Below are 12,098 nucleotides of genomic sequence, written 5' to 3'. Positions count from 1 at the left end.
TATTTAGATAAATAGCTTGAAAGAGTATTGATATTCTTTATTTCAAGCTATTTAATCCAAGGAGCAATCTGTATGGTTAACAAATTTATTCGTCACTTATCATCAACCATGTTGATTTCAGTATTATCGACGAGTGTTTTATACTCTTCTTCAGCTAGTGCATTTGATGAATTAAATGCTGGTACAGCAACACTTGAGTTATTAGGTATTATTGATCTGGATGACTCGGTACCAGTGGGAACACCTTATTATCTCGATGCGCGGTTATTAGGCCCCACCAATTTAACACTTACTCCCCCTAAGCGAGCGATTTACTCTACAACACATAGTGTTGGCGTACCAACAAATAAGCATAACTATGCCGTCTGGGATGAGAAGAGAATGTTAGTTGGACTATCGACAGATACCGATTATTGTCGGTTTGGTAATCCTAATATTAAGGAAAATACAGTTTTAGGTCAGGGTAAGAAATTTGCTTTTCGTTTAGTACACACTGATGATAGCTCATTAATTGCTTATGTTGTACCGGCACTCAAATATGATATACAGTTAGATTTACCTAAAGATCCCACGCCTTCAGGCATTAAATCGAGCTATTCTGGCTATTTGGTTGAAAAACCACCAGCAGGACTTATTACATCGACCGTTTATGATTATTGGGAGGCACAGTATTTGAATCTTTGCCATGTTTTACCACAAAGGGTTGTGATGGGGAAAGGTGGGAGTAAATCTATTACATTTTCTGTAGGTAAACCGTTAGAAGTCTACTTAAATAAAGCTGCGAAGCCAGGTAATTTCGTTATGGTACCAACCAAATATCATTTAATAACCCAAGGAGCTGACGGCACTAGCCCACAGTTTCCAAATGTAGGCAGTGTATCAACTGGAAGTATAGGGTTAAATATTAGGACAACAGTCAAAATAGTCCGCGCATGTAACATTAAAAATGCAACAAATACTGTGATTAATAAAGTGATGGGGCGAGAAAATGCCGTCTACGAGGACTCAAAAATAACGTTTTCTTGTACGCAAGGTGGGAATCCATTATTTGTGTCTGCAATCCCAAGAGAGGGGGAGGTGGATGCCTCAAATAACACCAAATTGATGTTAACGAAAACCGATGCTGGTGAAGTAAAAGATCGTCCTTGGTTAATGGCTAAACCTTATTTAGATGGTGCGGCAACACCGACAATTGATTGTAATGCACCAACGGCAAGTGGTCTTTTGCCTTTTGATAACTCGGATTTACCATTAAATCAAATATCAGCAGATAGTCAGGTTCCTATGAATTTAAATATCCGATGGGCTATGTGTTCAAAGGACACTGTTGCTCCCGGTAAATATAAAGGGCGTGTTGAAGTATTGGTATTCTCTAAAATTTAGTCATATTATCATATTGTGAATATTTACAAGGTTGGGAATATAAAAGGAGTACCATGAAATTTTTGTTAAAATATTTATGTTTTTTACCGATATTACCTGTGTTTTCTGCTTTTGGTAATATTCAAGATGATATTACTTTTAGGATGCTACGAAATACTTATACAGAAAAAGAAAAAAGTACTTCGGTTAAACTTAGTAATAAAGGGGAGAGATCCTACTTAGTTCAAGGTTCAATGGAGCTGCTAGATGAAAAAATTGGGAATGAGCTAATTACGGGAAAAAAGGAGGAAATTCCTTTTATTATTACGCCACCTTTATTTAAATTAGAGCCTAAGCAAAGCTACAGTTGGCGTGTGATGTTTTCAGGCGATTCGGCTAAACTACCTGCGGATAGGGAGAGTCTCTATATTGCTAAATTTAGACTGATACCTGCCACTACAAAGCCAACTATCGCTAATGGTGTTAACTCTGAATTATCAGTTATCAATGTTGTGGCAACAAAAATTTACTATCGACCAATAGCGTTTGAGAAGTTAGAGATAAAAAATGAAATCAGTAACCTTAAATTTAAAATTGATGGTGATGACCTTGTTGTGACAAATAATTCACCTATTTATATGGCATTTGATGAGGTTTCAGTAAATTCGGTGCCTGTGGATAGTAAAGAATTATACAAGCCATTGATTCCGAAATCAGAACAAAGGTTTAAGTTACCCAAAAAAGTGTCGCCAAGTGGTAATAAAATTGAATGGGCTGTTTTAGATGAATTTGCAATGCCAACACCGAAAAGTACAACTAAAATTTAATTTAGTGTCATAATATTTTCAATATAGGTTGGCTTTTATATTCAGTCATATTTGTATTGACACGATATCGATTAGTTTGAACGGAAATGATGAATATTATTTGTAGAGACAGCTAAATGAAATACCTATTTAATTTTATATCAATGTTGTTTTTTTTTTCTCAACGTCTTCATTTCCATCAGTAAATAACTTTCGTCTAGTGATCCACGGTGGGGCTGGTGATATTACAGAGCAACATATTACTATTGAGCAGAAAAAAGCGCACGAAGAAAAACTGACAGAAGCTTTGCAAGCGGGATACGGTATCCTTGCTCAAGGCGGCGACAGTGTTGATGCCGTACAGGCAGCGGTGATCGTCATGGAAGACTCACCACTTTATAATGCAGGTAAAGGAGCCTCTTTAACGACAGATAATAAAGTGGAATTAGATGCTTCTATTATGGATGGGCGAACTCGGAAAGCGGGTGCTGTCGCGGGGGTGTCGAATGTTAAAAACCCCATCATGGCAGCTTACAAGGTCATGACTAAAACGCCTTATGTGATGATGGGCGGGGTTGGCGCTGAACAATTTGCTAAGTCTGAAGGGCTTGATATCGTAGACCCCACTTATTTTATGACTGAACAACGCGTTGAACAGTTAAATAAAGTCAAAGAAATTAGCCGTAAAATCGATCATGAGAAAGGCGCGAATGCCGCTTTATTTGTTGATCCGCTGATGTACGATTACAAATATGGAACGGTAGGCGCTGTGGCTATTGATACTCGAGGGAACTTAGCTTCCGCCACATCGACTGGCGGTAGTACCAATAAACATTATGGCCGTATTGGCGATTCACCCATTATTGGTGCAGGCACGTATGCGGATAATAAGACAATAGCGATCTCTACAACGGGGCTAGGTGAAGTTTTTATGCGTTCTGTGGCTGCTTATGATGTCGCCGCACAAATTCAATACCAAGGCATCCCATTATCTGAAGCGGGTATGAATACCTTAAATACGGTGCGCAACCTAGGTGGAACGGGGGGCCTTATCGCAATAGATAAAAATGGCAACTTTATTATGCAATTTAATACCAAAGGCATGTTTAGAGGAACAATTGCAGAAGATGGAATTCCTCAAGTGGCTATTTTTAATTCTAATAGCCATTGATTAGCCACCGCACAACCAGTTTTGAATAGTTTTCCATGTTGGCGATTTGCCTACTTAAAACAGCAATGTTAGTAGGCTTTTTTTTATTTATCTGCATAACAGGTGAACGATGAATAAGCTTCATCTTTAATAATATAAATATTATCATTCATTTTTGTCACATTAATGTAATAATTTATTTTCTCTTCTTCTAATTGAATGAAGTTAGCGAAGAGGGCTTGAGGGACGTTATCTGAGCTGGTAATAGATAATGTTTTAAAACGAATAGAGTAATTGTTTTTTTTATCAATCGATTGGTAATTAAAATAGAGCGCTCTATCAAGGCGATAGAAAACATTATTCTCTTTGACGTAACCATACATATTCATTCTTCCCATATTATCACTGGTAACCAGAATACTTGTTTTTGATTTTAGCATTAGCCCGTCATCAGTACCGTTATCTTTTATCCAGAGAATATCAGAGTGACAAAGATTTACGTCATCACTCTCAGTGTGCAGGGCAAATGATGTTATTAACACTAAAGTGAAAGAAAATAAAAGCAATAAAATGTATTTTTTCATTTAAATTCTCTGATCATTAATTGATACGCAGTCGTATTGAGTATTTTTTTCCTTACAGATACTAATGGATATGTTTTTATCAACAGGTTGGATGGTGTTTAGTTCTGAAAGTAAGATAACGCGTTTAGGTTCTTGGCAGTTAACATTGTATTTATCGAGTTTCTTGTTGACATAATCGATACTATCTTTTGTTGAACTTTCCACTAAATGAACAGGAACTTGTATTAAACATTTATCTCTCTCACTGACCGTAATATAGTCATTCTCTTTCATGCTCGCGTTAGAGCTTGTTATAAAATGAAAGGCAAAAGTTAATGAAACTGAGAAGAGAGCAATAAAAGCAACTACCATATAACTACTTTTTAACTTACTTTGTTTTCTTATTTTTTTTGTATCTTTTTGTTCTGTTAATGTTAATTCTAATGGTTCATGATGCTGTGTGTTCCTTGGGGGATATTCAGTCACAGGTGGCTGAATATCAATGGGATTAGTGAGCAATTCTTCGCGACTATGCTCAATATTTTGCTGAGGGGAAGGGTCTGACAATATATAATTATTTTTACTTAAAATAATGTTGTTGTCATTGTGAACCACCATTTCTTCCTGTAAAAGGTCAGAATTGTTTTCATTAGTGATTATTTCTAATGACTCACAATCAAAGCGAAAACCTTTTTTAGGAACAGTGATGATAGATTTAGGATCTAAGCCGATGAGTTCGAATTTTTTTCTTATCTCGCTAACATAAGTATTGAGATTATTGTTTGACCCTACAAGGCCATACTCCTCCCAAACATTAGTCAGTAATTCTTCTCTTGTGGCAATTTTTGCACGTTGATTAAGAGTGATGATTTCACTCAATAAGCGTGATGCAGGCTTTGATAACTCTACAAATTTATCGCTTTCATCTTTTAAGAAAACAATACTTTTGCTTGTCTCAAAGATAAATGTATCGTTAATCAGATAATCTTTGTTATTTGTCATAAACACGGTTTGCTCTCTCTAATTCTAACTCTAGAACAGCGAAATTATTATAATCAACTGAATCAGTTTATAATTTTTAGAAAAATTTAATTAATTTATATTTTTATAAATATTTTTAATGCATATAGTCTAAATACGGATTGAATTAACTTCAAGTATATAGAAGTGAGCTTTTTTGTATCTTGCTATCAAATATATTGATCTAAGTGATGTAATGGAGTTATGGTTTGTTTTTTTATTATTTTTTAGTTTTATATTTTGTTGAAGTGCGTTTTTTGTGTGTAGAAAACAATATATTTCTAAAATGTGGCTTTTGGTTAGTTAGCGGTCTTAAAAAAGGAGATTAATTGAGAGAAATCCTAAGTGATACTGCTTAATTATTAAATTGTTTTTGAAAATGTCAATTTAATAAAAATGATAAGTGCTTTTTTTATTATTAGGCGAGAGGGAGAATATCTCGCCTAATTTAATTTTATTTAATAGTTGTATTCAATACCTAACCAGTAGTTACGCCCTTCTTCAATATACCCTTTTGTGTATTGGTATGATTTATCAAACAAATTGTTAATTGATAAATTTATAGATAAACCATGATTTAGATCATAATCCATGCGAATATCTGTTTTTGCAAAACCGTGAATTTTGTCATCTTTATCAATATAATTAAAAGCCCAGCTTCTTGCTTCTTCTGTTGCCGTGATACTGAGAGATTCATATGGGGTAAATTGCACCCAAGCAAAAGCTTTATGTGTTGGCAATTCCGCAACATGTTTCACACTTTTATGTTTGGGATCTGCATGAATATAGCTGTAATTTATGCCTACACTCATCCAATCGGTGATTTCTCCATGAGTGCCTAGATCAATACCAGCATAGTTAATTTTACCGCTATTACGATTTTGATATACGTCAGAACCTGCCACGCTATCATAATACATATGGTGTGCCATAATGGCGTCAGAGACATGATTATAATAGGCGCTAGCATTATAAAACCAAGTTGGTGTGATATGGCCTTTATAAGTGGCATCAAAGGTCAGCGCGCGTTCTGCATCAAGATGAGGGTTAATGATGAAGCTGTCATTATTTTTCATCTTGTTTTTAGTATAACGCTCTTTTTGTGTTGGGAAACGGCTCCGATCTGAAACCGAGAGCTGGACGGTGTCGCTATTTTCTAAGTGGTAACGAGCCATGAATTCCCAGTTAAAAGCCTGCTGGTGGTTATCTTCATAATTCTCAATGCCAGTCACTACATTCTTGTTATTGTATAAATAACGTTTTCCTTCATCACTGCGACGCCAGTCATAACTTATCCCACCAATAATATCGAGCTTATCCGTTGCGACCCATTGATATTCGGTGGCGATTGACCATGTTTGATCTTGATAGCGATCATAAGGAACGACTTTATTGCTACGTGCGCGATGGGTATCTTCTTTCCAATGCGCCGCAAAAGATAACATGTCTAATTCACGTAACGTAAAGTCCACTCGCATATCAACACCATTACTGTAATCATCATAATGGCTGTAGTTGTACTTGCCGGCTTTATAGTCTTGAACGGATTTATATTGGTGCAGCGTATTTTTGAACTTATCGTGATAGAGTCGACTTTGTAAGGCAATATCACTGGTGAGTTGTGTGGTGCCATTAAAGTAAAGACTCTCTTTATTATATTCTGGCCATTGCCAAATTTGTTGTTTCTTATTATCTGCACTTGGCGCACTATTTTTATCACCATCTTGTTTTAAATAAGTCAGCACATATTCGTCAGTTTCACGTGGTGTCCAACCCATCTTTAGCGTTAGGCGTTTATCATCAGTTGCAGAGTTAGTGCGTCTCCCATGGCTCCCCGCCAACGGATTATTATCAGCGGAATGAGGTAATCCCATAAACCGTTGCTGATATTGACTACCGCTGACTTGAATAAAGCCAAGGTCGTTACGTCCACCCAAGCGGGCACTCATATTATGTGCATTATCTGCACCCCGAGCAAAACCTTGATTCAGGTTAATATTCACTTCAAGAGGTTTTTTCGGTGTTGCCGTTGTTAAGTTTATCGCGCCCCCCATCAAGTTTGGGCCTTGCAACAGAGATGTATACCCGGTGGATAACTCGACGCTTGCGAGTTCACTGGTCATAAAACGCCCGAGGTCTAATGTGCCATCATAGGGGACGTAGGTTGGGATGCCATCGAAAAAAACAGGTATTTGGCGACTGTCGAAGCCACGCACATTCACCTGAGTTTCATTACGATTACCTGATTTTTGAATCACAACGCCTGGCATGGTATTCAGGGCTTGTGCAACATTCGTTCGATTTAATTGTTGCATTTGCGATTGTGTAATGACATTCGCATCAGCAGCAAGAGGCGTACTCCAAACCGTCATGACATCACGGCTCGTTTGGTCTTCTGTGGCGGCGAAACTCGATGCTGTGAATAATGCCATCCCAATCAAATAGCTAATCTTTTTTATTTTCATAGTTAAATTCCAGTTGATTAAATGCAATGTATAACTTTTTATATAACGATATTGGTGTTTATTGATAAGCGAGATCATCCATCAAATTAGGTGGATGATGCTCTGGGTTTGTATGATTGCTAGGTTCACGCTACGGAAATTTTTACCTTAATGTCTCTCGGTGGGGCGTAGTAGGGAGCCGATGTGACAAATAAAGAAATGCCTGTTTGCGCATATTCTTCTATGGTTTGTAAATTGATGCCACCGGCCGCGGATAAACGGCACAAGCTGTTTTGTTTATAAATATCTTGCTGTAACTGGCGGATTTGTTGTGGCGTAAATTTATCTAATTGCACAATATCAGCCCCTGCTTGAATGGCTAGATTCGCTTGTTCGATATCATCCGCTTCAACAATAATTTGCTGTTCGGGCGCGGCAATTTTTAATGTATTAATATGTGCATGCCAGTCATTAGGAGCTGCGAGACAATTGCGATGATTGGTAAATAATAAAATACTTTCAGCACAGCCTGCTCGATGAATCATTGCGCCGCCTGCCAGTATTGCGGTGAGGGCAAATAATTTTGTTCCTGGTACGGTTTTTCTTGTGCAGGCTAATTGTGCATTGGGCTGGTGGTGCTTAAGTATAGAAACCATTTGGTGGGTGTAGTGGCTGACTCCGCAACACCATTCAAGTATATTTTGTACCGCTTTCCATCCTTGATGAAGAGCTTCTACAGCGCCTGTGGCCTTAATTAGGCCGCTATTCTCTGCAACGATTTCACCATCGCGAAAATAGCCTTGGCAATCAAGACCTAATTTCTTGAGCATTCGTAAGGCGATTTCAATACCACTAATACAACCACCTTGTGTAGAGGTAAACGTCATAGTACCTCGTTGGTTGTGTAGACCTAAAGAGCGTGTGGTTAAATCACCATACAGAATATCATCAAGGAGCAACTGATCGATTATGCTATCAGAGAGATATATCATAGTGTAAGGCTCGCTTCATCGACCACGTCCCACGAAACCATCGCCCAATTACGTGAAGGATAAGGGATGCGTTTTCCTGAGCTGATGTGCTGTGCATAGTATTGATGTAATTTGGTTATCTCGTCAGTGGTTAAGTTTTTTAGTGACCAATTGACGCTATCGACAAAAGCATCGACACTCGCGAAGCCGCTATTATCGGAGCTATTGATAAAATCAACGCGAGCATTGATCCCCATCTGATGCAAGATATTAACCGCATAGATATAAGTTGGCAGGCGCACCACTTCACGACCAATAGAGTGAATGATATTCTCATCAATAAAGGTTGGGTTCACGGTATGGGTTGTGTAAACGCGTAAGTTGGCTTGGCGGTTAAGCTTCAGTAAAGCAGCTTTAAGGTCATCGACTAACGTTGAGCGTGATGCAATCGCGATATCGACTTTTGGTAAGTGAGTCCAATCGTCTTCCCATGCTAATTGTTCGAATTGCGCATTATTAATATTCAGCGCGCTAGCGCGTTCTCTGGCCGCGTCTAACATGCCTTGGCTGTAATCAATACCGATGACCGATGTCAATTGGTTTGCAAGGTTTAAACACACAGAACCGGGGCCACATCCAACATCGAGTAGTGTTTCTGCATCTGTAAAATCCATTAACTCACGAAAATGTATTAAATAAGGGTCGTGTGGATTTGCACAAGTTTGTGCCATTTTTTGGGCTTTTTTATCCCAATGCTCGGGTTCTTTACGTGAACGTTGTGCCTTTTGCATATGATCTTGATACATTTTGGCAAAATCTAATTGGTCAATAAGCATAACAGTGGCCTTAGCAAGTTAAATGAGTAGGAAACTGAAAATGAGTAGCAATACTCTTTTCGTCAGTAGAATAGAGTTTTGCTAAGTTAGTGAGTGTTAACATACTCTGAGCTGAACCTTGTCTTGCTCCATACGCTTTATCAAGCAAAATGACGTTATCGGCGATAGCGGCAGCATGTTGTGGATGATGAGTTGACATGAAAATGGTCATTCCATGCGCTTTTAATTGTTCAACTTGTGTTAACAAACGAATTTGGTTGCCAAAGTCTAAACTCGCGGCGGGTTCATCCATAATCAGCATAATTGGGTTTTGGATTAAGGCGCGGGCTATCAATACTAACTGTTTCTCACCACCACTGAGTGTGCAGTATAAACGTGATTCAAGGTGAGCAATGCCCAACTTGTTGAGTTGCTGTAATCCCAGTGCGCGTTCTTTGGCTCTAGGCGCTGAAAATAATGAAATATGAGGGCTGAGTCCCATCATCACCATATCAATAACAGTAAAGGTGAAAGGCGTATCATGCGCTTGAGGTACGTAAGCGATCACTTTGGCGATATCGCTTGATTTATAAGTGCTGAGCGGTTTTTCTTTTAATAAAATACGCCCTTCAATAGCAGGTATAAGTCCTAACAACGTTTTCATTAAGGTTGTTTTACCACAACCATTGGCCCCGAGAAGACATGTTATTGCGCCCGTTTCTAGTGCTAAGCAAAGTTGCGTTAAAATCGCTTGACGATGATAGCCAATAGCCACGTTTTCTAAGGTTATCAGGTTCATTTGACTCTCCGAGTTTGCAACAGGATAGCCAAAAAGAAAGGCGCACCGACAGCCGAGGTTAATATACCAAGGGGCAGTTCAATGGCGGCGATGCTACGTGCTAATGTATCGGTGATAAGTAGCATAATCGCCCCTATAGCCATAGAGGCTGGTAACTGATAGCGAAAGTTAGCGCCTACTATCATTCTAGTGATATGGGGAACGATTAATCCAATCCAACCAATAATTCCCGCAATTGACACTGCACTCGCAGTAATTAAGGTGGCGGAAATAATGAAGACCGCCCTCAGCAAACTGACATTAATACCTAAGCTTTTTGCTTCTTCATCGGAGAGGCTGAGTAAATTCATTCTCCAGCGCAGCAGGAGTAGTGGGATAATGCCCAGCAGCATGATTGGGAAGGCGGAAAGCAGGTCATGTTGTGTGATCGATGAAAGTCCACCTAATAACCAAAAAGTAATCGAAGGCAGTTGTGTATAAGGGTCAGCTAAAATTTTCATAAGAGAGATGGCAGAACCACATAGCGCGCTGATCGCCACACCCACTAAGACGAGGGATAAGATAGGATCATGTTGGCGTGCCATTCGAGCGATCAAGCAGACTAAGGTCACGGCGAGTAAACCGCCGATAAAGGCAGCTAACTGGATATAGACCAATGATTGCCCTAAAAAAATAGCAATGACGGCACCCACCCCTGCGCCAGCTGATACCCCTAATATATCAGGCGAAACCAACGGGTTACGAAACATGCCTTGATAAGCAGCGCCTGCAATGGCTAGCCCGCCACCGATGATGATGGCAGCTAATGTTCGAGGAAAACGAATTTGCCAAAATACAGTAGCAGTACGTGGGTCATCAATCGTTGTGGAAGTACTCAGTTCAGCCATCAATAAATTGAGGAACTGGTTAAATGTTAGTGAATACTTACCACTGTTTAATGCTATGACAAAACAGATAATAAAAACCACTAAGAGTAGACCCGATATCATTACGCGACTCATGACATTTCCAGCAATTTATCAATTTGGGCGTCAGTCAGAGGTGAGTGATAAAACAGATGGAAGAATTGTTTTATGTCATCACCAATGATTGATTCTACGTGTTGATCAAAATGACTTTGTAAACGGCGCATGCCTAACAAGCGGTTAATGCCAGGAGGGCCATCAATCCAACCAAATGGCAGACCACCAAAAGTCAGCAAATGCTCAGAGGAGACTGCATGCAAGCCTTTCCATAATGTTGAATGCCTAATAAACTCAGCGGCTTCCGGATATTGCGTAATGATAATGTCAGGGTTCCAATCATACAGCTGCTCCATAGAAACTTCAGTTAAACCTTTAAAGTTAGGGATGTCGACAACATTGCGTAAACCCAATATTTCTATAGCTTCAGTATGAATCGAGCCTTTAGTACCTGTTTGTAGCCCTTTGGCCCCTCTGGCTAGATAGAAACTAGGCGCATTAGCATGGTATTTTTCAGCAAAGGTTTTGGCGTCTTGGAGATAATGTTGGGCAACCTCACTTAGTTGTTTGGCAGGTTGCTGAACCTCTAATAATTCACCTAATTGGCGTAACTGCTGTGGTGAATCATGCAGCCCTCCTGCAATCAGCAAATAAGGAATTCCTGTTTGTTTCGCGATTTTTTCGGCTTGAGAACGATAGGTATCGTCAATATTACCAGTGTCTATAATCAATTCGGGGTTATAATCAATCAGCTTTTCTAGCGATAATGTGCTACCACGACCCGCTAAGCGTCCGTATATAGGTAAATTTCGCCATTGCTTAGCGAATAAATGAGAATGGCCTTTTTGTAAATTAATTGAAGAAAATCCCACCATTTTTTCAGGTGCTAAAGCGAACAACAGCAGATCAGAAGGCGGACCGGCACTAATGACGCGCTGGATTTTACTTGGCTGGGGGATGACACCAAATAGTGCTTGTTCGACGTGATTATTTCTCTTCCCATAGGCAGGAAAATAATAAAGTGCCATGAACGCTGCACAGGATTTGATAAACTGTCTGCGGTTAATTCCCATAGTATTAAAAATAAGGTTCGTTATATTTATTGGTATATAGCGCGGAAAGTTAGCGAAGTCATACCTTAGAGTCAACCACAAAAGAGACATTAATAGGAAAACTCGACTATTCTGTGATGTAAATCAGTAACAA

At 39.1% G+C, this 12,098-nt stretch carries 11 protein-coding genes; 3 read left to right on the top strand and 8 right to left on the bottom strand.

All coding sequences use genetic code 11. From position 1 onward, the window contains the following. Window positions 1-72: 72 nt before the first annotated feature. From O7C57_RS18110 to O7C57_RS18100, 3 genes are all read left to right on the top strand, one after another. Complete coding sequence (locus tag O7C57_RS18110) at window positions 73-1,383, top strand: hypothetical protein (protein ID WP_269723408.1); 1,311 nt, start codon at window positions 73-75, stop codon at window positions 1,381-1,383. A 53-nt stretch (window positions 1,384-1,436) separates the two neighbouring features. Continuing rightward, window positions 1,437-2,189, top strand: a complete 753-nt coding sequence (locus tag O7C57_RS18105; RefSeq protein ID WP_154623076.1) for a fimbrial biogenesis chaperone — start codon at window positions 1,437-1,439, stop codon at window positions 2,187-2,189. Window positions 2,190-2,328: 139 nt separating this feature from the next. Next, window positions 2,329-3,339 carry an isoaspartyl peptidase/L-asparaginase family protein gene (locus tag O7C57_RS18100; RefSeq protein ID WP_269724003.1) on the top strand — a complete coding sequence of 337 codons (1,011 nt, stop codon included), beginning with the start codon at window positions 2,329-2,331 and terminating at the stop codon, window positions 3,337-3,339. Between the two features lie 83 nt (window positions 3,340-3,422). Here O7C57_RS18100 and O7C57_RS18095 read toward each other — a convergent pair whose 3' ends face one another. The 8 genes from O7C57_RS18095 to O7C57_RS18060 form a co-directional block, all read right to left on the bottom strand. After that, the gene (locus tag O7C57_RS18095; RefSeq protein WP_154635631.1) at window positions 3,423-3,902 is read right to left on the bottom strand and encodes a FidL-like protein; all 480 of its coding nucleotides are present in this window, start codon (window positions 3,900-3,902) and stop codon (window positions 3,423-3,425) included. Continuing rightward, window positions 3,903-4,883 (bottom strand): winged helix-turn-helix domain-containing protein, encoded by a 981-nt coding sequence (locus O7C57_RS18090; protein ID WP_269723407.1) that lies wholly within the window; start codon window positions 4,881-4,883, stop codon window positions 3,903-3,905. Between the two features lie 476 nt (window positions 4,884-5,359). After that, on the bottom strand, window positions 5,360-7,366 hold the full coding sequence (locus O7C57_RS18085) for a TonB-dependent receptor plug domain-containing protein (protein ID WP_269723406.1): 2,007 nt from the start codon (window positions 7,364-7,366) through the stop codon (window positions 5,360-5,362). 125 nt (window positions 7,367-7,491) lie between these two features. Next, complete coding sequence (gene modD / locus O7C57_RS18080) at window positions 7,492-8,337, bottom strand: ModD protein (protein ID WP_154621795.1); 846 nt, start codon at window positions 8,335-8,337, stop codon at window positions 7,492-7,494. Then, complete coding sequence (locus O7C57_RS18075) at window positions 8,334-9,152, bottom strand: class I SAM-dependent methyltransferase (RefSeq protein ID WP_196713973.1); 819 nt, start codon at window positions 9,150-9,152, stop codon at window positions 8,334-8,336. Before O7C57_RS18075 ends, modD begins: the two co-directional genes overlap by 4 nt. A 10-nt stretch (window positions 9,153-9,162) precedes the next feature. Further along, the gene (locus O7C57_RS18070) at window positions 9,163-9,930 is read right to left on the bottom strand and encodes an ABC transporter ATP-binding protein (protein ID WP_154621797.1); all 768 of its coding nucleotides are present in this window, start codon (window positions 9,928-9,930) and stop codon (window positions 9,163-9,165) included. After that, a complete protein-coding gene (locus O7C57_RS18065; protein WP_269723405.1) occupies window positions 9,927-10,931 on the bottom strand; it encodes a FecCD family ABC transporter permease in 1,005 nt (334 codons plus the stop codon). Before O7C57_RS18065 ends, O7C57_RS18070 begins: the two co-directional genes overlap by 4 nt. Further along, window positions 10,928-11,965: an ABC transporter substrate-binding protein gene (locus O7C57_RS18060; protein WP_321157846.1), complete on the bottom strand. Its 1,038-nt coding sequence runs from the start codon at window positions 11,963-11,965 to the stop codon at window positions 10,928-10,930. Before O7C57_RS18060 ends, O7C57_RS18065 begins: the two co-directional genes overlap by 4 nt. Between the last annotated feature and the right edge of the window lie 133 nt (window positions 11,966-12,098).

This window comes from Providencia sp. 21OH12SH02B-Prov (assembly GCF_027362595.1).
GTDB lineage: Bacteria > Pseudomonadota > Gammaproteobacteria > Enterobacterales > Enterobacteriaceae > Providencia > Providencia zhejiangensis.
The sequence above is the reverse complement of the archived record's forward strand: the minus strand, read 5'-3'. Positions and strand labels throughout refer to the sequence as shown.